A 23,706-nucleotide genomic window follows, 5' to 3' on the forward strand; every position below is an offset into this window, starting at 1 on the left:
GGCCCCACTCCATGTTTCAAGGTACGCAGCGCCCGCCCTGTCGGTTTGGCAATCTCAGCCCGCGCGCCGCGCCCCCGGGCGCAGGCCGCGCGCGACCACGTAGACCTCGCGGGAACGGGGCCTGGAGGCCCGCGGCTTGCGGGTGGCAACGCGCTCGAAACTGTCGCGCACCTCCCGGAACCAGTCGTCAAAGCCCTCGCCCTGAAATACCTTGGTCACAAAAGCCCCGCCCGGCGCCAGGACACGCAACGCCATGTCCAGCGCCAACTCCACCAGATACATAGACCGCGGCTGGTCGACAGCGTTCACTCCGCTCATGTTCGGCGCCATGTCCGAAAGCACCAGGTCAACCGGCTGACCGTCCAGGGCGCCGAGCAACTGCTCGAAAACCGCCTCTTCGGTGAAGTCGCCCTGGATGAAGTCCACCCCGGCAAGTTGATCCATCGGCAGAATGTCCGAGGCCACGACCCGCCCCTTGTGCCCCACCAGGTCGACCGCCACCTGGGACCAGCCGCCGGGGGCGGCCCCCAGGTCCAGCACCGTCATGGCGGGCCGGAACAGGCGGTCCTTTTCCTGGATTTCCAGCAGCTTGTAGCAGGCCCGGGACCGGTAGCCCTCTTTCTGGGCACGCTGTACATAGGGATCTTCGCGGTGTTCCTTGAGCCAGGCCTTGCTGGAGGAGCGCTTTTTGGGCATGTATCACCGAATCTGCGGGGGGACGAGAGGAGAGAGGCAGGCTACCCGGCCAGCCCCACATTGTGTAGACTGGCGGCCCGCCAACCTCCCATCATTATACCCCGGAACGCCCATGAGCCACCAACGCCAGTCCGAGATCAAGCATTTGAGAAGCCTCGGCCACAAGCTCAAGCCAGTGGTCACGGTAGCGGGAAAGGGGCTATCGGACAGCGTCCTGGCGGAAGTCGAGCGCGCCCTGGATGACCACGAATTGATCAAGGTGCGTCTGTCGGTCGGCGACCGGGTCACCCGGCATGCTGTCACCCAGGAGCTGGGAGAGCGCACCGGTGCGGAGCTGATCCAGAGCATCGGCAATATTGTGTTGTTGCTGCGGCGGGCCAAGAAACCCTCCCCACACAAATCCAACCTGATCCGGCCCCTGTAGCCACCGGATTCTCTGACGCGACGCGTGGCGCCCACCCCCTCAGCACGCTCTCGACACGCCCGACGGGCCCTGCACAACACCTCGCTCCAGGGCCTGGCGCAGGCCTGGTATCTGCTCCTGCGGGTAGTCTACGTCGTCGTGTTCGCGCGCCTGCTCGGCGTCGAGGCCTACGGCCACTACAACTATGCCCAGACCTGGTACCTGATCGTCCTGTCCGTGGCCGGCTGGGGCACCCACGAGTGGCTGCTCAGCCGCTGGCAGCGCGTTGATAGCTGGCAGCGGCAGGCCCTGCTGGACACCGGTCTGTCATTGCGCATTCTCCTCGGGGGCGCGGGTACGCTGCTGGTGCTGCTGTGCGCTCGCTTCCTCGAGCCAGACGCCCGTCTGCAGTGGCTGATCGTGATCTATGCCCAGGGGGTTTTGCTGCGCAGCCTGACAGCCTGGTTCCAGGCCCTTTTCACCAGCCACGAGCGCAGCGAGCTGGTGCTCTACACCAGTGTGCCAATTTCCCTGCTGGAGGTCGCACTGGTGCTCGGTCTGGCCTGGAGCGGTCAGGAGCTGCCTGTCATCGCCCTCGCTCAGACTGCCTGCTGGTGGCTCGGCCTCGCCATCGCCTGGCTCACCTACCGCGGGAAGCTGGGAGCCCTGCGCCCGCGATTTCAGCCCGAGGTCGCCCGGGAATTTCTGATTGGAGGTGCCCTGCTGGCATCGGCTTCGGCCCTGCTGGCCTGGATGGGCCCGGGCATGCTGGTCGCGGTTCGCCACCTGCTCGGCGAAGGCCCGGCCCTTGGCGAAGCGGCCTTCGTGATCCAGGTCGTACTGATGCTCGGGCAGGCCCTGCGCATGATTACCAATGCGGCTCTGCCCTTCCTCACCCGCCCAGGTTCGGACATCACCCATCGCCAGCGGGGGTTCGCCACCCACAGCTGGTACCTGACCCTCTACCTGGGAAGCGCCGGCTACCTGTTGGGTACAGTGATCGCCCCGGCGCTGGTCAGGGGCCTGCTGGGGGAACCCTTTGAGCCGGCAGGCCTGTTGCTGGCACGCTTTTCCTGGATCCTGATCCCGCTATGCCTGATCCAGACACTGCGTCTGTTACTCATTGGTCGCGGACTGTACCGGACTTTCCTGCTATCCCTGATCCTGGGCGCATTGGCGCTCGCCCTCGCGCTGGTAATCTGTACACTCTCGGGACGCGTTTCCCTGGACATCCTGTTTGCCAGTCTCGGACTGGCCTACAGCACCAGTGTCGGGATCATGCTGTGGGCGCTGTCACGGATCGGCGTCAGTCTGTTGCCAGGCACCCTGGGCCGCAGCCTGCTGATCTGTGCTGCCAGCCTGTCCTTGGGGCTGGGCTTCTGGCCCGGCGTGCCACCCGTCGCTGCCACCTGGAGCTCGATCGGTCTGTTGCTACTGGCAACGCTGTGCCAGTGGCGACGACAGGCGGCTGCGGTGCCGTGACCGGGCAAGGCGGGATGACGTGAATAGCGGTAACAAGGAGAGGCATCAATGACCCGGCTGGTGATCCAGATTCCCTGCCTCGACGAGGCACTCACCCTGCCTGCGACCCTGGCGGACTTGCCCAGGTCACTGCCCGGCATCACTGACATCAGGGTCCTGGTGGTCGACGACGGCAGCCGTGACGACACGGCCTCGGTGGCACGGGCACACGGTGTCGAGCACGTGGTCCGGCACACCCACAACCAGGGTCTCGGCCGGGCCTTTCGCACTGGATTGGATCAGGCCCTCAAGCTGGGCGCCGACATCATCGTCAACCTGGACGGCGACGGACAGTACCGCGGAGCCGATATCGCCAGCCTGATTGCCCCGCTGCAGACAGGCAGCGCGGACATCGTCATCGGTGACCGGCAGCCAGCGCGCAACCCCGAGTTCAATCTGCTCAAGCGCGGGCTTCAGTGGCTCGGCAGCCATGCCGTGCGCACGCTGTCGGGCATCGACACACCGGATGCAGTCTCGGGCTTTCGTGCCATCTCGCGGGAAGCGGCCCTGCGCCTGAACATCCTCTCCCAGTTCAGCTATACCGTGGAGATGATCATTCAGGCGGCACACCGGCAGATGCGTGTGGTCAGCGTACCCGTCTCCACCAACCCCGCACGACGCCCCTCGCGACTGTTTCGCAACCTGCCGCATTTTGTCGGTCGGCAGCTGGTAACGATGCTGCGTATGTATGCCATGTATCGCCCTACGCGACTGTTCTTCTTCAGCGGCGGCCTGTTTGCCCTGCTGGGGCTGCTGCCGATCCTGCGCTTCCTCCTGTACTACCTTGCCGGCGACGGAGCGGGTCACATTCAGTCCCTGCTGCTCGGCGGGGTTCTCACCACGGTGGGTTTCCTGCTCTTCGTGGCCGGTATTCTCGCCGACCTGATCGCCATGAACCGGCAGATCCTGGAGCTGACGCTGGAAAAGGTTCGCCGCGTGGAGCTGCAGGACACCGAGACCCCCAGTCACCATGACGACCTCTGAAGGAGTCGTGCTGATAGGCCCGGGCTGGCCCTTCAAGGGCGGGATTGCCAGCCATACGACCTATCTTTACCGGGCCCTGCGGGCCCTGGCTCCCACCCTGTTCATTGGCTTTCGGCAGCAGTATCCCCGCTGGCTCTACCCCGGCGACGGTGACCGCGCACCCGCAGACCGGACACTCTACGAAGCTGACGCCCAGCGCCTGCTGTCACCACTCTCGCCACTCACCTGGTGGCGAGCCGCCCGCGCCATCAAACAGTCTCGACCGCGGCACATCGTGATTCCCTGGTGGCACATGTTCTGGGCGCCCATGGTCCTGGTGCTGGTCGGTTTCGCGCGGCGCACCTGCCCCCAGGCACACATCACCTTCCTGGTGCACAACGCCGCGGGCCACGAAGCCGGGCGCCTCGCATGGTACCTGAGTCGCCTGGTTTTGCGACGCGGCGATGCCTGGATCGTCCACGCCCGGAGCGAGCAGGAGGCGCTGTTTGACATGCTGGGCAAGGTGCCCGTCCAGTGCCTGTCACACCCTGCCTATCCCGTGACCGCGAGGGACAGACCCGAGCGCGGGACAGCGCGTTTGCGCCTGTCCCTGGCGGAGCGCCCCACCCTGCTTTTCTTCGGCTTCGTGCGGCCCTACAAGGGCCTGGACACCCTGCTCGAGGCCCTGGCACGCCTGGACGCCTCCACCCCCTGCCAACTCCTGATCGCGGGCGAGATCTGGGGCAACCCCGATCACTGGCAGGCCGAGGTCTCGCGCCTGGGTCTTGGCGACCGGGTACGCTTCGAGCAGCGCTATATCCCCGAGAGCGCGGTGGGTGACTACTTCGCCGCTGCCGACCTGGTGATGCTACCCTACCGGTCGGCCACGGGTTCCGGGGTGGTGAAGCTGGCCCACAGCCACGGTCGACCCGTGGTGGTAACGCGGACTGGTGCCCTGCCGGATGCCGTCGAAGAGGGCGTGACCGGCTTCATCGTGCCGCCGGAAGATCCCGCGGCCATGGCCGCGGCAATCCAGAGGTATTTTCAGGGCTCCCGGCAGCAACAGATGGAGGACGCGGTGGCGAGTTCCGCGCAAAGCGATGAGTGGCTGACGCTGGCCCGCCGTATTCTGAGTTCCGCGGTAAGCGCCAAATGAGTTCACCCAGGACCTGCCTGTTACTGCTGGAAGCCATGGAGCCTGAGCTCGTGCGCGCCGGTATTGCCAGCGGACAACTGCCCTGCCTGGCCGGGCTTTGCGCATCCGGTCGGCACGGCGATATCCGCCTGCTGCCCGGAATCGGCGCCAACGCCCTCTGGCCCTCGCTCTACACCGGGCTGCCACCACAGCGACACGGACGCTTCTACCACCAGCAGGTCGAGGACGGCGGCTACACCCTCGGGGCCAGTCACCAGACCGGCAGCCAGGCTCCCGCCTTCTGGGAGGCGCTCGCCGAAGCGGGTTGCCGAGTGATGATTCTGGACGCCCCCAAGGCACCCCCCGCCAGCGGCCGCGAGGCCTGTTACATCGCCAATTGGCGCGGCCACTTCGGCTACCGGAAGGAATTGCAAATTGAACCCCGAGCTCTGGAAGCGCGCCTGAACGAAGCCGGGCTTTCACCGGCGGAATGTGCCTGTATCACGCAACGTTTCAAGGCCAGTCAGGAACTGGACTGCACTGCGCTGGTCGAGCAACTGGAAGCGGCCGTCTCCGCCAGCCGCGACCTGATTCTCAATCGCGTGACGGAAGAACCGTGGGACCTGCTGGTGGCCGGCCTGAGTGCCGGCCACTGTGCCGGCCACCAGCTGTGGCACCTGCGCGATCGCCGCATACCCGCCTTCGACCCCGGCGATCCGCTGGCCCGGGTCTACCGGTCGCTCGACGATGCCGTGGGCGCAATTCTCGATCAGCTGCCCCGGGACACAAGCCTGGCGGTCTTTATCGGGCCCGGCATGGGGCCTGGCCATGTGCACCCCGAGGTGATGGGACAAGTGCTGGCTCACCTGGAGCCGCCAGACTCCCCGGGTGCCGGCACCCTGCGGCGAGGACTGACCTGGCTGTGGCGCCGACTGCCGGTTGCCGTCAGGCAGCAATTGCTGCGTGCCGGCCACCAACTGGACCAGCGCCTGCAGCACGCGGACTTCAGCCAGCGTCGCTGCTTTCCGGTCCGCAGCAATGACAATATTGGCGGGGTTCGCATCAACCTCCAGGGGCGGGAGCAGTGCGGCCAAGTCTCGCCCGACGACTATCCCGCCTACCTGGGTCGCTTGGCGGAGCAGCTTGCCGCCCTGCGCAATGCGGATAGCGGAGAACCCCTGGTCAACTGTGTCCTGAAAACCCGCGATCTGTACCCGGGAGGCGAACTCGGCGCCATGCCCGACCTTCTGGTCGAATGGAACGAGCAGCTTCCCCTGCGAGCCGTCACCGGCCCCGGCCTGTCGCGGCTGGAGGTGACCTATCCCCCCCTGTGGAGCGGTGCCCACAACCAGCACGCCATGTTGATACTTCGCGATGGCACCGCCCCTGGCTCCGGCCCGCTACCCAGCGACAGCAGCGTGCTGGATATCGCCGCGACCATCAGCCAGGCCTGTGGGGCGGTGTCCCGGGTGGGGGAAGGTCACTCCCTGTGGCCGAGGTCCGGCACTGACTGAGACCAGCCCTCCAGCCGGCAGCGCAAGATAATCGGCAAACAGAAAGCGCCGCTGGCGCGGATCACGGTGCAGGGCTGGCGCCGATCAAAGTGGGTGGCACGGTAACCTGCCTGCAAGGCCAGATTCAGGCCTTGATCCACCGTCAGTGTCAGCCGCCGACCATCGGGCAGGGCAAGGCGGGCAACATCTGGACCGGTGAGCTGGGCAGACAGAGCCGGGTGCAGATGAAAGTACAGTGCCAGTTCGTGTTGGCCCCGCCCTTCCACCCGGTCTTCCAGGCAGAGACGGCCGCCCTCGAGCTGCCAATCCCGTCGGTGCAGCAGCCCCGGCTGCAGACGGGAATAACCGTCGTGTGCCGCCCAAAGCCTGGCTTGGCCGGTCTGCTCGCGGAACCCCGCCGCCGAGATTTTCGCGCGGCGGCCCAGCTTGAACAGGCCCCAGACATCCGAAGAATTGTGTGCGTCCACCACCAGTGTGTTGTGGGCGGCCGTACTGCGCTCGTATTCCCGCTCGGCGAGGCTTTCATAGGTCGACAGCCCGGTGTCCACCAGCACGCGCTGCTGGCCCAGGGAAAACTCAAAGCCCAGGGCGCCTGCGTGGCCGTGCGAGGCGGCGTGGTCAGGTCCCGGCGGTCCCATATCGGCAAGCAGCAGGGCGGGGCCGCAGGACAGGCGGCCAAATCCGGAATCCGGCAACCAGCAACTTCCGGGCGTATCCCGACCGGCGTCCGCCGTCAGCAGACCGAGACGCCGGGCGTAGTCAGTCAGATCCGGGGTACTCGCTACCACGTCCAGTGCCGCGTCGTTGAACAGCGCGGGGCGACCATCGGCGTGGCACAGGGCCCGCGACCAACGCATCGCCGCCAGACAGCGCTCACGAAGCCCATCGGGCAGCGGGCGCCCACAGGCCTGCAACAGGTTGATGATGTCCAGCAGATCGTGAAGCAGGGCATTGTGGTACATCGGGCTGCGGCCCTGGTAGCCGCCGTCAGGATGCTGCACGCGGGGCAGATAGCGTGACAACAGACGCAGACCGAGCCGCCGCCAGCGATGGGAGCGGGTATCCTCCAGCACATGCCCCGCAAACAGGAGCGCCTTGGCGTTGTTGATCAGCTTGTGGTCGCACTCGTCATACTGCAGGCGCGGCTCGAGATAGCGCAGCTGTTGCGCCAGGCTCTCCCGCAATGAGGCACCCGGCACCTCCCCCTGGAGACTCCACTTGAGCCAGTTGGCAATGCGCTGGGAGGTGATGTAGGGGTGCCATGCGGGCCCCCCGGGTATTTTATGGGCTTCGATCCAGGCCTCCAGGCGCTCAGAGGCGAGCGCCGGCTCGCAGCTCCAGAGCCAATTGAAGGTGTTGAGCTCCATCCTGAGCTTCTTGCCCGGAACCCGGTCCGGCCACGCCGAACCGGCGGTCCACGCCAGTTCACTGCCCAGGAGCACCAGCTGATCGCCGCCGCGACAATGGGCGGGCATGGGAGCACTCTCCAGGTAGCGCCCGGGCGGTACCCGCCAGACTGGCGTATCGACAGCGGCCAGTTGCCCCGGGGGCCGCAGGCGCAAGTGCAGACGCTGCAACACCTGAGTGGGCCGCAGATAGCGCAGGCGCCACCATAAGCGCTCCCAGCGCAGCGGCAATTTCACGCTGCGCCCCCACGGCCCGCGGAGCCACCCACGGCCGCGTCGATGTGCCCGAGATACAGCGCTTCCAGCCTGGACAGCACACCGTCGGGGTGGTGGTGGGCGCGGGCAAACTGACGGGCTGCGCGTCGGCGCGACAGGCGCCGGGTTTCCGGCTGCGCCGCCCAATCCCGCAGTGCCTGCTCCCAGGCCCGCGGGTCGGCTGACGGCAGACGGATAACCGGCGCCTCCGCTGGCCAGTCGGCGGCGACACCGACCCGGGTGGTCAGCACTCCGCAACCCGCCTGCAGGGCCTCAACCAGGACATTGCCAAAGGATTCCGAGTACGAGGGAAATACCAGCACTTCCGCGTTGCGGAACCAGGGCGTGGGATCCGGCTGATAACCCACCAACGCCACAGAGTCCTGCAGCCCTTCCCGTTCGATCCAGTCCAGCATCTCCTGTCGCATGGGGCCGTCCCCGACGACCGTCCAGCGCCAACCGGTACTTCGAGCCACGGCGGGCCACGCCGCCATCAGGGTGTGCAGCCCCTTGCCGGGGTGCAGGCGACCGACGTAAAGCACCTGCGCCGACGGCGGCGACAGCGGGTGGGCGCTATCCGAACATTCCGCCCCCAGGCGGGGAAACAGCGATGGCAGCCTATGGATACGCGCCTGTGGAATCCCTTCTCCCTGCAACTCGGCCCCCACCGCCCGGGTCTGCACCAGAAAACCCCGCGCCGACCGCGCCATCCACCAGGCCAGACCGAGCATCCAGGGCCGGCGAATGCGCGCTACATCACCGTCAGGACCCAGTGAGCAGGGTTTGACCAGCGCCGGGCAACCGCGCCAGCGGGCGGCCACCAGGCCGCCCAGCACAAACGCGGACAGGCAGTGGCCGTGCAGAATCTGGCAACGCCCGCTGAGCGACCAGCCCGCGGCAAAGCCTGTCAGAAGATTCCAGGGGAATCTGAGCCAGCGCAGTCGCGGTGTCGGCCAGCGACGTATGCCAACCCCCTGTCGGGCTTCGCGAAGAGGCTCGGACCGATCCCAGCGAGTCGTGGCCACCTCCACCGTGTGGCCGCGGCTAACCAGGGCTTCAGCAAGATCCCGCGCCTGACATTCCGCCCCGCCCAGATAGGGTGGGTAGTGCTGAATCAGAAAGCCCACTTTCACGGCAAGCGTCGCCAGCGGAAGAATGGGTAAATCAACTGACTGCACAGGGTTTTCAACGGGCCGGAGTGCCCTTCCCGGTCTTCCAGCGGGAACCGTGTATCGGGAATGCCGGTGGCCGGGTACACCCGATGATCGCGAAACTGGGTGCCAAACAGTCGATCCCAGAAGGAGAAAATGAAGCCGAAATTGCAGTCGTGATAGCGCCGCTCAATACCGTGATGCACCCGGTGTGACTGCGGTGTTACCAACAGAAAGCGCAGCGGCCCAAAATCCAGTCGGGTATTGGCGTGATAGAACTTTGGGTACACCGTTTCAAAGACCATCCAGAGAATCACCGCCGGAGCATCATTCCCTGTGAGCACCAGGGCCAGACTGGTAATCAGTGATGACACCATGCGGTCAAGCGGGTGCACCCGGGCATCGGTGAAAAGGTTCAGGTTCTGCTGGGAGTGATGAACCGCGTGAAAAGCCCAGAATAGCGGTACCTTGTGGCGAATGAGGTGACTCAGCCAGCGCGCGAAGTCCGCCAGCAAGACCCCCAGGGCAAACTGGGCCAGGGGGTGCCAGTGCGCCACCCCCGGCAGGGTCAGAAAGCCGAGGTGGGTGGAATAGAAAGCGACCAGAGCCTGGGCCCAAACCCCCAGGAACAGAAGCCGCAGGCCCATGCTGGCAAGATACCAGAACAGGTCCTGGCGCAGGGCCCGCGAAAAAAACGGCGAGGAAGCCGCCGGCCAGCTCGACTGCACCCACCAGACCAGGGTGAACAGCAACCAGTAGGCAAAGGGTGAGTAGAGCGCCTTTTCCGGAAGCACATGATGGGAAAGCAAAGGCAGCCAGGCAAACAGCGACGACAGGGCACGGTCGGGAAGCAACAGCGGCATCAGGCAGAGGCCACCGACGACAAACCAGGCCAGCCAGAGGCTGCGCAGCTGGCCGATAGCGGGGGTGGCAACGGGTACCGGAGCGCTCATGCGGGTTCATCCCGGTGCAGCTGGAGATGCAGCAGAAGCAGCAGGAAGAGGAGCCCCGGCACCAGCTGCAGGGTGATACGACCCACCGCCGTCTGCCGCACCGCACCCACGGCGTACTCTGTCACCGTGAACAGGCAGAGAAACAGAATGCCGGCCGCGGCCAGAGCCGCCATCACGGGCCCGGCGGCCTGGAGGACACCGGGCCGCCGCCAGATCACCAGAACCAACAGCAGACAAAAATACCAGAAGGTCAGATGCCAGTTGTCGAGTACCAGCAGACTGGTGAATATACCCTCGAGGGAACCGGGTCGATAGGCGAGGTCGAGACTGTTGAGGGAGTGGCCGGCAACACTGACATCCGCGGGAAACAGCCACAGGACCAGCGGTACCGCGGCAGCGACGCCCAGGATAGCAAGCAGGATACTGGTGGCATCCCGACGCCAGGCGACCCAGCACCCCGGCAACAGTGTCAGCATCCAGAAAAAGCCCTCGTTCTTGATCAGGGGACAGGCACAGGCAAACAGGAAAACCAGCAGCCATTGCCAGCGTTGCCCGCCGCGGCTGGCCGCGTGGAGCGCCATCAAGGCGAGCCCGTAGCAGGCGCCGAGAAACAGGTCGGCATAACCGGCCAATGCCACATGGGTATTCAGCAGGGGCAGCGTCAGCAGGAAGGTGGTGAATACCAGGGACTCCACGCGCGAGGCACCGGCCTCCCGGGCCTGCCCCATAAACGCCAGGCCCAGGCCGAGATAGCAAAGCAACCAGGGCAGGTTGATCAGGGCGGGATCCCAGCGCCCCAGGGCGGTGCTGACCCAGTATTGCCAGAGCGGCACCGTCACCGGGTACCCCGGATGGTGGTCGGTAAAGACACCCTCGCCGCCCCGTCTCAGCCACTCGTCGTTACTCACAAAGGGCACAAAGTCCTGCAGCTCGAACCAGACCCTGGCCTTGGTAGCCCAGTGCATGGTGGCGTCCCAGGGGTAGACCGGGCGCCACAGGACTTCCTGCGCCAGGGAAAACAGGCGCAGGGAAAGCAGGGCCAGCAACAGCAAACACAGGGCACGCGGGAGCCACCCAGCGGCGAACAACGGGGGCTTGACCTCACGTGGTGCAGGCGTGACGGGGGTAGAACGCCAGAGCCGGATCTGTAGTCCCACTATCAGCAGCAGAGCGAAGACCAGTGGCAGGTGGAAGCCCGGTCCGGCTCCCAGCGCAGCGCAGAGGCGCAGAACAAGCGGCCACAACACCAGGGTCATGACCAGTCCGTAGCCGGCAACCAGGCATGCCCGGCGCCGGGCCGCGGGAATCCATGTCGCCGCAAGGCTGAGGCCCAGTGTCGCGGGCAAACCCAGGGCCAGTGTCAGTCGCAGCCACTCCATCTAGCGCACCTGGTAAAGGCTTGCGTCAGCCATGCGAGCCACGGGGCGCACCAGCGAGGTCTCCCCGGCGTAGCGCAGACGGCCACCGCCGGACAGCGGACGAACCGCCGTTGGTTCGACAAGCAGGATGTAATCTCCCGTACGAAACTGTGATGGCCCCGGCAGCTCGGGACCACCCCGGCGCCAATACACATTCAGGGGGTACAGGTAATAGGCCATGCGCATGCCGACAAAATCGTTCGCACTGGCCACGAAAACACGTGCGCCCGCGGCGGGCAACTGGGCTTTGGTCTTCTGCGAGACGGCCCAGAAGAAGCTGTCGTCCCCCTGCGCGGGACGGTCAGCCGCGGGCAGACCGGCAAATTGCTCACGGGTATCCTGGCCCCGCCAGAGCAGCTGGCGCTGCCAGACCAGATCCAGCAAAAGCCAGGAAACCAGCATCCAGGCGAGCGGGAAGCGGCTACCCCAGCGCCAATAGCCGGGCAGCCCCAGCAGCAGCGTCAGCACGCCGAGGAGCACAACGGGGGTCAGGTGCTGCCCGGGCTCGGCGCCCGCGCCGTGGACATTGATGGAGCCCTGGTTCCAGGGCTGCGGGGCCAACCAGGCGCGCCACATGGCCGCGAGACGCTGAGTGACAGGTCGCTCCGCGCTCGGACCCGCCTCAGGCGAGGCTGACTGGGCGATACCGGACGGAGCCGGTATCAGCAGGAGGACAAACAGAAAGGCCGTCGCCAGCGGCAGCGGCCAGCGTTGAAGTGTCGGGCTTGCTCCAGTGAGCGCCACAAGCCCTCAGACGTGGCGCACCTGGTCAATCTCGTATTCGATCTCGCCCCCGGGGGCGCGGACCACCACGATATCCCCCTCCTCCTTGCCGATCAGGGCACGGGCAATGGGGGAACTGACCGAAATCAGGTTGTTCTTCACATTCGCCTCGTCGTCGCCAACGATGCGATAGGTTACCGTGGCATCGGTATCCAGGTTGAGCAGGTCGACGGTCGTACCGAATATCACCTTGCCCGTATGCGGCAGCGTGGTGACATCAATGACCTGGGCATTCGACAGCTTGCCCTCGATGTCCTTGATCCGCCCCTCGTTGAAGCTCTGCTGCTCGCGGGCCGCGTGGTACTCGGCATTTTCCTTCAGGTCGCCGTGTTCCCGGGCCTCGGCGATCGCCTGGGTGATGCGCGGACGCTCCACCCGCTTCAGACGATCCAGCTCTTCCCGCAGGGCGCGCTCGCCCTGTAGCGTCATCGGTACCTTGCTCATGCCACGATACTCCTGTGCAGATCCTGCAGGCGGCGCACGGTCTGGTCCGAGCCTTGCTGGAGCGCCATGCACATGGCCTCCGCGGCCGCCAGCGTGGTGGTGTAGAACACCCGGTGTTGCTCGGCACTGGCACGGATCGGTGCCGAGTCGGCAATCGCGCGCCGGCCCTCGGTGGTATTGATGATCAGGTCGGCCTCATCGTTCTTGATCATGTCGACGATGTGCGGACGGCCCTCCAGCACCTTGTTGACGCGCCGGACTTCCAGGCCGGCAGCTTCCAGGGCATCGGCGGTGCCGTGGGTAGCCGCCAGACTGAAGCCCATGGCGACCAGCTCCCGGGCCACGCGCACCGCGCCGGGCTTGTCCACGTCGCGGACACTCATCAGGGCGGTGCCGCCGCGCGGCGGCGGCTCCCCGGCCCCCAGCTGGGCCTTGGCAAAGGCGCCGGCAAAGGTGTCGCCGGTACCCATGACCTCGCCGGTGGAGCGCATCTCCGGCCCCAGGATCGGGTCGACCCCGGGGAACTTGTTGAAGGGCAGCACCGCTTCCTTGACCGAATAGTAAGCCGGAATGATTTCGCGGGTGAAGCCCTGGTCGGCGAGGCTCTGGCCGGCCATGCAGCGCGCCGCCACCTTGGCCAGGGAGACACCGATGCACTTGGACACGAAGGGTACGGTACGCGAGGCCCGGGGGTTCACCTCGATCACGTAGATCTCGTTGTCCTGCCAGGCCAGCTGCACGTTCATCAGGCCCTTGACGCCCAGCTCCAGGGCCATCTGGCGCACCTCTTCGCGCATGGCGTCCTGTACCTCCGGGGCCAGGTTGTAGGGTGGCAGGGAGCAGGCGGAGTCACCGGAGTGAACACCGGCCTGCTCAATGTGCTGCATGATGCCCCCGATCACCACCTGTTCGCCGTCGGACACGGCGTCGATATCCACCTCGATCGCCGCACTCAGGAAGGAGTCCAGCAGCACCGGTGCTTCATTGGAGACGCGCACTGCGTCGCGCATGTAGCGCAGCAGGTCTTCCTCGCGATAGACGATCTCCATGGCGCGGCCGCCGAGGACGTAGGAGGGACGCACTACCAGCGGATAGCCGATGCGATTGGCCGCTTCCAGGGCCTCGTCGACGCTGCGCACGGTAGTGTTGGCGGGCTGTTTGAGGCCCAGCTTCTGGATCATTTGCTGGAAGCGCTCGCGGTCCTCGGCGCGGTCGATGGCGTCCGGGCTGGTGCCGATGATCGGCACACCGGCGGCCTCGAGGTCACGCGCCAGCTTCAGCGGTGTCTGGCCACCAAACTGCACGATCACACCGACCGGCTTCTCCAGGTCGATGATCTCGAGCACGTCCTCCAGAGTGACCGGCTCGAAGTAGAGGCGATCGGAGGTGTCGTAGTCGGTGGACACGGTTTCCGGGTTGCAGTTGACCATGATGGCTTCATAGCCATCTTCGCGCATCGCCAGGGAGGCGTGCACACAGCAGTAGTCAAACTCGATGCCCTGGCCGATGCGGTTGGGGCCGCCCCCGAGCACCAGGATCTTCTGGCGATCGCTCGGGTGCGCCTCGCACTCCTCCTCGTAGGTCGAGTAGAGGTAGGCGGTGGCGGTGGCGAACTCCGCGGCACAGGTATCCACGCGCTTGTACACCGGGCGCACACCCAGGGACTGGCGGTGCTTGCGCACACTGCGTTCGCTGACACCCAGCAGCACACCCAGGCGCGCGTCGGAAAAGCCCTTGCGCTTGAGCTTGAAGATGGCGTCGCGGTCCAGCTCGTTGAGGGACACGGTCTTGAGACTGTTCTCCGTGCGCACCAGGTCTTCCAGCTGCACCAGGTACCAGGGGTCGACCCCGGAGTACTGGTAGACCTCGTCCACGCTCATGCCGTAGCGCAGGGCGTCGGCGATGAACCAGATGCGGTCGGGACCGGGGATGGTGAGCTCCTTGATCAGGATCTCCCGGGCGTCTTCGCTGTCCAGGTCCACCTTGTGCTCGAAGCCGTCGGAGCCCACTTCCAGGCCGCGCAGGGCCTTCTGCACCGACTCCTGGAAGGTGCGACCGATGGCCATGACCTCGCCGACGGACTTCATCTGGGTGGTCAGGCGCGGATCCGCGGCGTTGAACTTCTCGAAGGCAAAGCGCGGAATCTTGGTGACCACGTAGTCGATGGCCGGCTCGAAGGAGGCCGGAGTCCGGCCGCCGGTAATGTCGTTCTGCAGCTCGTCCAGGGTATAGCCCACCGCCAGCTTGGCGGCCACCTTGGCAATCGGGAAGCCGGTGGCCTTGGAGGCCAGGGCCGAGGAGCGCGACACCCGCGGGTTCATCTCGATGATGACCATGCGCCCGGTCTTCGGGTCGATACCGAACTGTACGTTGGAGCCGCCGGTTTCCACGCCGATCTCGCGCAGCACCGCCAGGGAGGCGTTGCGCATGATCTGGTATTCCTTGTCGGTCAGGGTCTGCGCCGGGGCCACCGTGATCGAGTCGCCGGTGTGCACGCCCATGGGATCGAAGTTCTCGATCGAACAGACGATGATGCAGTTGTCCTTTTTGTCGCGGACCACCTCCATCTCGTACTCTTTCCAACCGATCAGCGACTCGTCGATCAGCAGCTCCTTGGTCGGCGACAGATCCAGGCCGCGGGTGCAGATCTGCTCGAACTCGTCGCGGTTGTAGGCGATGCCGCCGCCGGAGCCACCCATGGTGAAGGAGGGCCGGATAATGCAGGGGAAGCCGATCTGGTCGAGGACCTGGAAGGCCTCTTCCATGCTGTGGGCCAGGGCCGCGCGGGGCGTCTCCAGGCCGATGCGCTTCATCGCCTCGTCGAAGAGGTGGCGGTCCTCGGCCTTGTCGATGGCCTCCTTGGTGGCGCCAATCATCTCCACGCCAAACTTTTCCAGCACGCCTTCGCGGTCCAGGTCCAGGGCGCAGTTGAGGGCAGTCTGCCCGCCCATCGTGGGCAGCAGTGCGTCCGGGCGCTCTTCCTCGATGATGCGCGCCACGGTCTGCCAGACGATAGGCTCGATATAGGTGGCGTCGGCCATCGCCGGGTCGGTCATGATGGTGGCCGGGTTCGAGTTCACCAGGATCACCCGGTAGCCTTCCTCGCGCAGGGCCTTGCAGGCCTGGGCACCGGAGTAGTCGAATTCGCAGGCCTGGCCGATGACAATGGGGCCTGCACCGAGGATCAGGATGCTCTGTATATCGGTTCTCTTGGGCATATCGGTTCAGCGGCTCCCGGATCTGGCGGCAATCAGCTCGATGAAATGGTCAAACAGCGGCGCGGCGTCGTGGGGCCCCGGGCTGGCCTCGGGGTGGCCCTGGAAACTGAAGGCCGGCCGGTCGTTGCGGTGAATGCCCTGCAGCGTGCCGTCAAACAGGGATTTATGTGTCACCCGCAGGGTTTCGGGCAGGCTGGCCTCGTCCACCGCGAAACCGTGATTCTGGCTGGTGATCAGCACCGTGCCGTCATCCAGGTTCTGCACCGGGTGGTTGGCGCCGTGGTGGCCGTGGCCCATCTTCATCGTGCGGGCACCGCTGGCCAGGCCGAGCAGCTGGTGGCCCAGGCAGATACCAAATACCGGGATATCGGTTTCCAGGAATTCGCGAATGGCGGCGATGGCATAGTCGCAGGGCTCCGGGTCGCCGGGGCCATTGGAGAGGAAGATGCCGTCCGGGTTCATGGCGAGCACCTCGCTGGCCGGCGTCTGTGCGGGCACCACGGTGAGGCGGCAGCCACGATCCACCAGCATGCGCAGAATATTGCGCTTGACGCCATAGTCGTAGGCCACCACGTGCCACTTCAGCTCTTCGTCGCGGAAGTGCCGGTAGCCCGCGTCGATGCTCCAGCTACCCTCGCGCCATTCGTAGGACTGCGATGCGCTGACCACCTTGGCCAGGTCCATGCCCTTGAGGCCGGCGAAGGCACGCGCCTGGGTCAGGGCCTGCTCCTCGTCGAGGTCGTCACCCGCCATCAGGCAGGCATTCTGGGCACCCTTTTCCCGCAGGATGCGGGTCAGGCGCCGGGTATCGATGTCGGCGATACCGACGATATTGCGTTCCCGGAGGTAGTCCTCCAGGCTCTGCTGATTGCGGTAATTGCTGGCCAGCAGGGGCAGGTCGCGGATGACCAGGCCCGCGGCCCAGACGGACCCCGACTCCTCGTCCTCGGCATTAGTGCCCGTATTGCCGATGTGCGGGTACGTCAGGGTGACAATCTGGCGGGCATAGGAGGGATCGGTGAGGATCTCCTGGTAGCCGGTCATGGCAGTGTTGAACACCACCTCACCGACCGAGGCGCCATCCGCCCCGATGGCCACGCCTCTGAATATCGTCCCATCCGCTAGGGCTAACAGGGCAGGTCTGGACAAGGACACCTCCAACTTTCGGCATGGAACCTTCGCTGCGGGCGCCGAAAAAAAGCGAGATGGGGTGACCACATCTCGCTTTTTCTCATAGAATCAGCTCGGGTTTCTCTCAGGTACACAGGCGCCCGGAGGCGCGGGCCGGGCTTGTGAAATCTGGCAAAGCATTTTAGGGGATCGCCCCGGAACTGTCCAGCAAGTCTGCGCTTTGATTGCCAGTTCCCGGTCCTCACTCCGCCCGGCGCGCCCTCGGCGCCCGGCCATACCAAGCACCCACGGGGGGCGGTACATGCACGCTTACAGCACAGGCCGGCGAGCGGTGATCAGCGGCGCCGGCTCGGGCATTGGTCGCGCCCTTGCCCGCCAGCTCAACCGCGAGGGCTGCCACCTCTGTCTGGCCGATATTGATGGCAGCGGGCTGGCGGAGACGGTAGCCGGGTTCGAGCATCCCGATGCCAGCGTGGAAACCTGCGAACTGGATGTGGCGGACAAGGCCGCAGTGGACGCCTGGGCTGCGGCCATCGGCGAGCGGTACGGCTGTGTCGACATCGTGATCAACAACGCCGGCGTCGCCTACAGCGCACGGGTCGACGAAGCCTGCTACGAGGACCAGCACTGGCTGATGGGCATCAATTTCTGGGGCGTCGTGCACGGCACGCAAGCCTTCCTGCCACTCCTGAAACGGGCACCCCGGGGCCATCTGGTCAACCTGTCCTCGATTTTCGGTGTCATCGGCGTGCCCACCCAGTCCGCCTACAACGCCGCCAAGTTCGCCGTGCGCGGCTACACCGAGTCACTGCGCCAGGAGCTGGCCGGGAGCACGGTGCATGTGTGCTGCGTGCTGCCGGGGGGCGTGAAGACCAATATCGCCCGACGCAGCCGGGGCGGTCCGCCCGATGCCACTGAAGAAGACCGCGCTGCCATGTTCGACCCGGTGGCCCGTACCACAGCGGAAGCGGCCGCGTCGCGGATTCTGAAAGCCATCGAAGGTCGCCAGACACGGCTGCTGATCGGCAACGACGCGCGCTTCATCGACTTGTTGGCCCGGCTGTTCCCGGTCAGCTACCCGCGCCTGCTCCCGGGGCTGGGCAGACTGGGCAAGAGCGGACCATGAGCGGCAGCCTGCACTGGCGCCAGCTGGGCGTGCTGATTACCGCCCTGATGGCCACCGCCATCGGCCAGTCGCTGGTCTTCGCCATCCTCGCCCCGCTGGGCCGTGAGGTGGGCATGCGCGAGGTGCAGATCACCTCCATCATCGCCTGCTCTTCCCTCTGCTTCGCCCTCGCCTCCCCCCTCTGGGGGCGCCTCTCGGATCGCATCGGGCGCAAACCGGTAATGATCGTGGGCTTGGTGGGCTACACCCTGGGGACCGTGCTGTTCACCAGTGTGTTCTGGCTGGGTCTGGCGGGCATCCTGAGCGGCAGTCTGCTCTACGGCGCCGTGATCGGTTCCCGCTGCGCGCAGGCCCTGATCATGTCCGCGGGCAGCCCCTCGGCCACCGCCTACGCGGCGGACAACAGCAGCACCGAACAGCGCACCCGGACGATGGCCCGACTGGGTACCGCCAACAGCCTGGGCACCATCCTCGGCCCCGCGGTCAGCGGCGCCCTGGCCACACTCGGGCTGCTGGCCCCACTGTACTTTGCCGCCGGGCTGGCGGCCCTGGGCGCGCTGCTGGTGTGGCGGGGTCTGCCACCCACACCCAAACGGGACCGCTCGGCGCACCAGCCGCGCGTGCGACTCAGCTACAACGACCCGCGCTACCGCTGGCTGCTGGTCTCGGCGGTCGGTGTCTTCGTGGGCTTCTCGGGCATACAGCAGACACTGGGCTTCCTGCTCCAGGACAAGCTGCAACTGACCGGCATCGAGACCGCACAGATGACCGGTGCGGCGCTGATGGTCTCGGCGGCCTTCACCTTCCTGGTGCAGATGACGGTGCTGCAGCGTGTTCGCCTCGGACCCGGGCAGCTGATCCGCCTGGGCCTGCTGGCGCTGCTGTTTGGCGCGGCGATTATCGCGGCCGCGGACCGCTTCCCCCTGGTTGCCGTGGGCATGGCCTTCATGGGCACCGGGCTCGGCTTGACCATGCCCTCGGTGTCCGCCGGCGCTTCCCTGGCGGTGACGCCCGAAGAACAGGGGGGTGTCGCCGGGCTGGTCGCCTCCTGCCCCCCCGCGGGCTTCATTATCGGGCCGCTGGTCTGCGGGGCCCTCTACCAGTGGCACGGCCCGCTGGCACCGCTGTTTTCGGCCACGGTATTCTTTCTCACCCTGGTGCTGCTGGTCACCCGGGACCGGGAGGGCAACGCCCGCCGGTCGGCCTGAAGGTGCAGTGAGCGTTGGCCTTGCCCACCGCACCCAAAGCGGATCAGGGCTCCGCCGGCAGGAACGCGTCCCCGAGTATCGTCCGGCCATCCAGGCTCTTCACCGGCAGGCCCAGACTGTGGATCAACTGACGGCTGTAGGTGATGCGACCGACATGGCGACCGGCGCACAGGGCCAGGGCTGCCTCGGCCATGGTCTCCAGGGGCTCGGCCATATCCGGGAAACGCCGGGCGATCTCGCGCACATACTCGGCCCCGGGGGTCAGGGCGATGCTTTCCGGTGCCAGGGTGTTGACGTAGATGTGTTCGGGCGCCAGCTCGTGGGCCAGGCCCTCGGTATAGCGGTTGAGAGCCGCCTTGGTCGCCCCGTAGGCGGTGATCGCCAGGGCCGCTTCCCGGGTATGACGGTAAGGCACGACCGGCTGGTCCACCGTGGCGCTGCTGATATTCAGGATCCAGCCCTCGCCCCGCTCACGCATGCCGGGCAGGGCCTGCTGGACCAGCTCAATGGGCACGTTGAGGTTCAGGTCGTACATCTTGTTGCGGTGGTCGGTGGAGATCTCGCTGGGCATGCCGGGGTACTGCATGGCGGCATTGTTGACCAGGATATCAATCGGCCCGAAATGACTGGCGGCTCGGGCCACCAGATCGGCCCGCGCCGCCAGTTCCAGCAGGCTGCAGACTTCGGCTGCCGCGCGTCCACCGCTGGCATTGATTTCCGCCACTGCCTCCTCCAGCGTGCCCGGCAAGTTGCCGTGGGCACCCAGGCGCGAGGCCACCAGCACCACGGCGGCACCCTCGGCGGCAAAGCGGGTCGCGATGGCGCGCCCGATACCGCGGCTGCCGCCGGTGATCAGCGCCGTCTTTCCACTCAGTTGTCCCATATTCCCTCTCCCTGTTTATTCGAATCCTGCGCGCGGGGCGCTGCCACCGGCCAGAGGCAGCGCGTCCAGCGATGTATCAGTACTGCCGGTAGCGACGCTGCACATGGCGGTGGCGCACCAGCCGCTCGGCAGCGCGCTCCTCGGGTGTCACTTCCCGCGCGTAGGGCATGTGCTCGCGAATGCTGTCGAAGGCGACCTTCTTCACCGTGAGACTGGGCAGCTGGTCTTCCGGCGGCCGCTCCGGGTAGGTCCAGCGCATGCTGGTGTAGCCGTGGGGAATGCCCGTGGTGCTGACCCAGTTGGCGATACCCGGATCGCGATGACAGACCACCCAGCGCCGCGCGCCGTCGGGGTCCTTGCCGGCGAAGTGGGCATTGATATTACTCGGGTAGCTCTCGAAATCCAGTGACTCCCCCCACAGGTTGGCCAGGTGGAAGCCCAGGAAGTGGGGCTCGACGGGCGTCCGGGTCTCGATCACCAGGGCCTCGTCATCCTCCAGCAGGTAGGTCCCGCCGGCGTAGACATTGCTGCTCTGCCCGCCGCCGGTGGCAATGCCCAGGGCGTTGGGCGGGTTCATGTCGTTCACCGGCATGAAAGGCCCCTCCAGCCCCATGCGCTCACTGACACCCCCCGGCACCTTGCCGTAGGTTTCCAGGGTGATGGTGTTGAAAGCGTTCCAGAAATGCACCTGGTTGCGGGCAATGCGACCCACCTCGCGCAGCATGTGCATGGCCCCCTCGGGGTCGATGGGCGGCCGCGGCTCGTGCTCGCAGCCGATACGCAGGATCTCCAGGTCGAGCAGGTCCTGGTGTTCCCAATCGTGGAACAGCTCGCGGCAGGTGAGGAATCTGCCGACGTGCTCCACCCCGCGGCTGGTGCGCTTGCTGGCCATGAAGTTGCCGCTGTAGCCCTCGGGTTTTTCCGGGGCAATCAGGATCTCGAAACTGCCATCTTCCGCGACCTGCAGTTTGGTGCTGTCGAGGGTACTGGTGTTGATGCGGGTGCCCGGCTGCATTTCCGACAGTTTTCCGCTGTCACCGGAGTAGCCGCTGGCCAGTTCGAAAATCACGTACTGGGGCGCCGTCTTGCCCTCGGCAGGGGCCTCGCCGCGCCAGTGACGGCTGTCCAGCGCGCGGCCGCGCACCCGGTAGCTGTAGTTGCCATCGATTTCCACGCCCAGGTAGACCCCGTCGGCATTGTCGATGGTGGAGCGGTTCATCGGCTGGATGGCCCGGCGGAAACGCGGATAAAGCGGATCGGCAAGGGCACGCTCGATGCCGTTGAGCATGAAGCCCAGCACATAGCGGTAGCCCTCCGCCAGGTTGCGGTCAGTCGGCGGCGGCGGATAGAGCTCTGGCGTATCGATGGCATCACGCGCCTCCTGGAAGCACTGGATCATGTCGTCGAAGGCGGTGCGCAGTGCGGCGCGAGTTTGTGGACTGCTTTCAGGGTGCGACACGGTCTCTTTCTCCTTGTTGTGAATGCTGCTGGGCACCCGCGGCGGCTTGATCGCCCTGCGTGGCGCCAGCACGGGGCCATTCGTATTGTCGGTAGAACTCGCCCAGCTCGGCCTCGAGCTGATCGGCGGTAATGCGATAGTCACCCAGGCTGTATTCGAACTTCGAGTGATGCTTTTTCTCCCGCTCGGCGTTCGCCTGCAGGAAGGCGTCAAACTCCGACCCGACATCAAAGCCCAACTGTCGATAAACTTCGTGCACGGTCTCCCGGGGCCGGGCAGTCAGCTCGCGGTAATCGACAATGGCGCGCGGCACCTCGGGGTAGCGGGCCAGTTGCTGGGCTGGATTGTGAAAGCTCTCGAAGGAGGTCTGCAGCAGCAGGTCGAGGGAGGCCTGGTAGTCCGCCGGTTTCCAGCCCCGGGCCTTCCAGGACTTTTCTACCAGTTTGAGCAGGCTGGGCACGCACTGGGCCGGATCGCGCAACATCACCACGATACGTGCATCGGGGAAGGTCTCGATGATCGAGCCCACCCAACCGCTCATCACGGGGTTTTTGCTCAAATGAGTGCGGTCACCGCCATTCAGCAGCAGCTGGCGTTTGACCAGCTCGCGGTAGTGATGCATCCAGCGACGGCGTTTTTTCGGCATCTGGTCGAGGTGAAACAGGTCGAGCACATCCATCACCGGCAGGTCCGTCGCCCATTGCTGGGTGACAAAGGCCGCCCGCATGGCAAACTGGTCTTCTTCGGAATTCCACAGGCTCATGTTGTGGATGTGGCGAAAAGGCCCGAAGGTGCGATCATCCCAGGCCTTCAGACGGCGGAAGAACATTCCGCCCAGGAGCGCCTGGTCCACCCTGCCCAGCCAGCGGATAACCTTCTTCTGCAGCAGCGAGGGAAACAGGGTTTCCCAATACAGAAAATAGCTGAAGCGGTCTCCATCGGCGGACATCAGGCGGTGCATGAGAGTCGTCCCGCTACGGGCGTGGCCGACAATAAACACCGGCGTACGCACCGGCTGCCGCCACAGGCTGGGGAACAGCAGGTAGTCGAGCAGGAAGCACAGGGTATGAAACAGGGTCACCGGCGGCGTCACCAGCAGCAGGCGGGCAAGCAGGCGCCAGCGGCCCGGCCAGTGCTTCAGGTTCCAGACATGGCGCAGCAGGCGAAAATAGTAATCGAAGTCAAAGTACATGGAAGCGAGTCTGTGCTTGTGGAATCATGCGCTACTCTACGCCACTGGCGGCGCCGGACAACTGCGATTCCGGCCCCAGCGGGAGAGCTGCAGGCTTTTGTTTTTCAAGGAATTTCAGGGGCAACAAAAAATGTCGCTCGGGCGCACTTACATTTCTGTTAACACACCGTGGCGACGTCGCCGGGGCCGCACGTGAGCGACCCCGGGCTGCCCCGCCCGCGCAAGCGCCCCCGGCAGCAGCGGTCGCGCGCGCTGGTGGAGGCCATCCGTGAGGCCTGCATCCGCATCCTCGAACAGGAGGGCGCCGACCGCCTGACCACCCAGCGCATCGCCGACGTCGCCGGGGTCAACATCGCGTCCCTTTACCAGTATTTCCCCAACAAGGAGGCCGTGCTGGCGGAGGTCTACGAGAATGCCATGCGCGAGCTGGTGGCCGGCATGGCCGAGGAGTTCCCGCGGATCGACCGACTGACACAACAGGGCCTGGAGGCCACCCTGGCGGCAATTATCGACCAGGAAATTGCCCTGCTGCTGCAACTCTATCGCATGCACCCGGAGTTTTACCTTCAGTATCAGCAAAGCCTGGATATCCGGGCCCGGGTCAACGAGTTTACCCAGTCCCTGGCCAATCCGTCCTGGGAGCGCTGGTTCCCCCACCTGCTGCGCCAGCACCGGGAATGCCTGCGCGAGGGGGAGATCGAAACCATGGCCTTTATCGCCCGTCGCAGTCTGGACGCGACCCTGCAGGCGGCCCTGACCGAGCGCCCCGAAGTCCTGGAAGAGCCGGCGTTTCGGGAGGAAGTGCTGACCCTGCTGCTGCGATATCTCTTGAAATAGGCTCAGCCCA

At 65.7% G+C, this 23,706-nt stretch carries 20 protein-coding genes; 8 read left to right on the forward strand and 12 right to left on the reverse strand.

Annotated features, from left to right (window positions below):
* Positions 1-54 precede the first annotated feature (54 nt).
* A complete protein-coding gene (gene rlmE / locus ACYVGS_RS08700) occupies positions 55-696 on the reverse strand; it encodes an RlmE family RNA methyltransferase (protein ID WP_460588284.1) in 642 nt (213 codons plus the stop codon).
* Between the two features lie 112 nt (positions 697-808).
* Here rlmE and ACYVGS_RS08705 point away from each other — a divergent pair, with 112 nt between their 5' ends.
* Genes ACYVGS_RS08705 through ACYVGS_RS08725 form a run of 5 tightly spaced genes read left to right on the forward strand, consistent with a single transcriptional unit; the run spans position 809 to position 6,232 of the window.
* Positions 809-1,120, forward strand: coding sequence for a YhbY family RNA-binding protein (locus tag ACYVGS_RS08705; RefSeq protein ID WP_460588285.1), 312 nt, complete (start codon positions 809-811; stop codon positions 1,118-1,120).
* A 24-nt stretch (positions 1,121-1,144) separates the two neighbouring features.
* Positions 1,145-2,581, forward strand: coding sequence for an oligosaccharide flippase family protein (locus tag ACYVGS_RS08710; protein WP_460588286.1), 1,437 nt, complete (start codon positions 1,145-1,147; stop codon positions 2,579-2,581).
* Between the two features lie 48 nt (positions 2,582-2,629).
* Positions 2,630-3,604, forward strand: coding sequence for a glycosyltransferase family 2 protein (locus ACYVGS_RS08715; RefSeq protein WP_460588287.1), 975 nt, complete (start codon positions 2,630-2,632; stop codon positions 3,602-3,604).
* Positions 3,591-4,739 (forward strand): glycosyltransferase, encoded by a 1,149-nt coding sequence (locus ACYVGS_RS08720; RefSeq protein WP_460588288.1) that lies wholly within the window; start codon positions 3,591-3,593, stop codon positions 4,737-4,739. Before ACYVGS_RS08715 ends, ACYVGS_RS08720 begins: the two co-directional genes overlap by 14 nt.
* Positions 4,736-6,232 carry an alkaline phosphatase family protein gene (locus tag ACYVGS_RS08725; RefSeq protein ID WP_460588289.1) on the forward strand — a complete coding sequence of 499 codons (1,497 nt, stop codon included), beginning with the start codon at positions 4,736-4,738 and terminating at the stop codon, positions 6,230-6,232. The genes ACYVGS_RS08720 and ACYVGS_RS08725 overlap by 4 nt, the downstream gene beginning before the upstream one ends.
* Here ACYVGS_RS08725 and ACYVGS_RS08730 read toward each other — a convergent pair.
* The 8 genes from ACYVGS_RS08730 to carA are packed head-to-tail and all read right to left on the reverse strand — an operon-like array spanning position 6,199 to position 17,009.
* Positions 6,199-7,875, reverse strand: a complete 1,677-nt coding sequence (locus ACYVGS_RS08730) for a heparinase II/III domain-containing protein (RefSeq protein WP_460588290.1) — start codon at positions 7,873-7,875, stop codon at positions 6,199-6,201. The genes ACYVGS_RS08725 and ACYVGS_RS08730 overlap by 34 nt on opposite strands.
* The gene (locus tag ACYVGS_RS08735) at positions 7,872-9,026 is read right to left on the reverse strand and encodes a glycosyltransferase family 4 protein (protein WP_460588291.1); all 1,155 of its coding nucleotides are present in this window, start codon (positions 9,024-9,026) and stop codon (positions 7,872-7,874) included. Before ACYVGS_RS08735 ends, ACYVGS_RS08730 begins: the two co-directional genes overlap by 4 nt.
* Complete coding sequence (locus tag ACYVGS_RS08740; protein ID WP_460588292.1) at positions 9,023-9,997, reverse strand: sterol desaturase family protein; 975 nt, start codon at positions 9,995-9,997, stop codon at positions 9,023-9,025. Before ACYVGS_RS08740 ends, ACYVGS_RS08735 begins: the two co-directional genes overlap by 4 nt.
* Complete coding sequence (locus tag ACYVGS_RS08745) at positions 9,994-11,376, reverse strand: hypothetical protein (RefSeq protein ID WP_460588293.1); 1,383 nt, start codon at positions 11,374-11,376, stop codon at positions 9,994-9,996. Before ACYVGS_RS08745 ends, ACYVGS_RS08740 begins: the two co-directional genes overlap by 4 nt.
* Positions 11,377-12,159: a hypothetical protein gene (locus ACYVGS_RS08750; RefSeq protein WP_460588294.1), complete on the reverse strand. Its 783-nt coding sequence runs from the start codon at positions 12,157-12,159 to the stop codon at positions 11,377-11,379.
* Positions 12,160-12,165: 6 nt separating this feature from the next.
* On the reverse strand, positions 12,166-12,642 hold the full coding sequence (greA, locus tag ACYVGS_RS08755) for a transcription elongation factor GreA (protein ID WP_460588295.1): 477 nt from the start codon (positions 12,640-12,642) through the stop codon (positions 12,166-12,168).
* Complete coding sequence (carB, locus tag ACYVGS_RS08760; protein WP_460588296.1) at positions 12,639-15,860, reverse strand: carbamoyl phosphate synthase large subunit; 3,222 nt, start codon at positions 15,858-15,860, stop codon at positions 12,639-12,641. The genes greA and carB overlap by 4 nt, the downstream gene beginning before the upstream one ends.
* A 6-nt stretch (positions 15,861-15,866) precedes the next feature.
* Positions 15,867-17,009: a glutamine-hydrolyzing carbamoyl-phosphate synthase small subunit gene (carA, locus tag ACYVGS_RS08765; protein ID WP_460588297.1), complete on the reverse strand. Its 1,143-nt coding sequence runs from the start codon at positions 17,007-17,009 to the stop codon at positions 15,867-15,869.
* A 283-nt stretch (positions 17,010-17,292) separates the two neighbouring features.
* Between carA and ACYVGS_RS08770 the strand changes: the two genes are divergently transcribed.
* Together ACYVGS_RS08770 and ACYVGS_RS08775 are read left to right on the forward strand one after the other, a co-directional pair.
* Entirely contained in the window at positions 17,293-18,117 is an 825-nt protein-coding gene (locus ACYVGS_RS08770; protein ID WP_460588298.1) for an SDR family NAD(P)-dependent oxidoreductase, read from the forward strand.
* Positions 18,114-19,325 carry an MFS transporter gene (locus tag ACYVGS_RS08775; RefSeq protein WP_460588299.1) on the forward strand — a complete coding sequence of 404 codons (1,212 nt, stop codon included), beginning with the start codon at positions 18,114-18,116 and terminating at the stop codon, positions 19,323-19,325. Before ACYVGS_RS08770 ends, ACYVGS_RS08775 begins: the two co-directional genes overlap by 4 nt.
* A 43-nt stretch (positions 19,326-19,368) precedes the next feature.
* On the opposite strand, the gene ACYVGS_RS08780 is transcribed toward ACYVGS_RS08775, so the two are convergent.
* The 3 genes from ACYVGS_RS08780 to ACYVGS_RS08790 form a co-directional block, all read right to left on the reverse strand.
* Positions 19,369-20,208: an SDR family NAD(P)-dependent oxidoreductase gene (locus ACYVGS_RS08780; RefSeq protein WP_460588300.1), complete on the reverse strand. Its 840-nt coding sequence runs from the start codon at positions 20,206-20,208 to the stop codon at positions 19,369-19,371.
* Between the two features lie 76 nt (positions 20,209-20,284).
* Positions 20,285-21,667 carry a hypothetical protein gene (locus ACYVGS_RS08785; protein WP_460588301.1) on the reverse strand — a complete coding sequence of 461 codons (1,383 nt, stop codon included), beginning with the start codon at positions 21,665-21,667 and terminating at the stop codon, positions 20,285-20,287.
* Positions 21,654-22,859 (reverse strand): sulfotransferase family protein, encoded by a 1,206-nt coding sequence (locus ACYVGS_RS08790; protein WP_460588302.1) that lies wholly within the window; start codon positions 22,857-22,859, stop codon positions 21,654-21,656. Before ACYVGS_RS08790 ends, ACYVGS_RS08785 begins: the two co-directional genes overlap by 14 nt.
* Positions 22,860-23,051: 192 nt before the next feature.
* Here ACYVGS_RS08790 and ACYVGS_RS08795 point away from each other — a divergent pair, with 192 nt between their 5' ends.
* A complete protein-coding gene (locus ACYVGS_RS08795) occupies positions 23,052-23,696 on the forward strand; it encodes a TetR family transcriptional regulator (RefSeq protein ID WP_460588303.1) in 645 nt (214 codons plus the stop codon).
* Positions 23,697-23,706 lie beyond the last annotated feature (10 nt).

Source organism: Haliea atlantica (assembly GCF_054779855.1).

Excerpts from the sequence above, each read along its gene's own strand:
- ACYVGS_RS08740 (WP_460588292.1), bottom strand. The coding sequence starts at position 9,997 with ATGAGCGCTCCGGTACCCGTTGCCACCCCCGCTATCGGCCAGCTGCGC.
- carB (WP_460588296.1), bottom strand. The coding sequence starts at position 15,860 with ATGCCCAAGAGAACCGATATACAGAGCATCCTGATCCTCGGTGCAGGC.
- ACYVGS_RS08780 (WP_460588300.1), bottom strand. The coding sequence starts at position 20,208 with ATGGGACAACTGAGTGGAAAGACGGCGCTGATCACCGGCGGCAGCCGC.
- ACYVGS_RS08705 (WP_460588285.1), top strand. The coding sequence starts at position 809 with ATGAGCCACCAACGCCAGTCCGAGATCAAGCATTTGAGAAGCCTCGGC.
- ACYVGS_RS08745 (WP_460588293.1), bottom strand. The coding sequence starts at position 11,376 with ATGGAGTGGCTGCGACTGACACTGGCCCTGGGTTTGCCCGCGACACTG.
- ACYVGS_RS08790 (WP_460588302.1), bottom strand. The coding sequence starts at position 22,859 with ATGTACTTTGACTTCGATTACTATTTTCGCCTGCTGCGCCATGTCTGG.
- ACYVGS_RS08725 (WP_460588289.1), top strand. The coding sequence starts at position 4,736 with ATGAGTTCACCCAGGACCTGCCTGTTACTGCTGGAAGCCATGGAGCCT.
- rlmE (WP_460588284.1), bottom strand. The coding sequence starts at position 696 with ATGCCCAAAAAGCGCTCCTCCAGCAAGGCCTGGCTCAAGGAACACCGC.
- ACYVGS_RS08775 (WP_460588299.1), top strand. The coding sequence starts at position 18,114 with ATGAGCGGCAGCCTGCACTGGCGCCAGCTGGGCGTGCTGATTACCGCC.
- ACYVGS_RS08770 (WP_460588298.1), top strand. The coding sequence starts at position 17,293 with ATGCACGCTTACAGCACAGGCCGGCGAGCGGTGATCAGCGGCGCCGGC.
- ACYVGS_RS08720 (WP_460588288.1), top strand. The coding sequence starts at position 3,591 with ATGACGACCTCTGAAGGAGTCGTGCTGATAGGCCCGGGCTGGCCCTTC.
- ACYVGS_RS08715 (WP_460588287.1), top strand. The coding sequence starts at position 2,630 with ATGACCCGGCTGGTGATCCAGATTCCCTGCCTCGACGAGGCACTCACC.
- greA (WP_460588295.1), bottom strand. The coding sequence starts at position 12,642 with ATGAGCAAGGTACCGATGACGCTACAGGGCGAGCGCGCCCTGCGGGAA.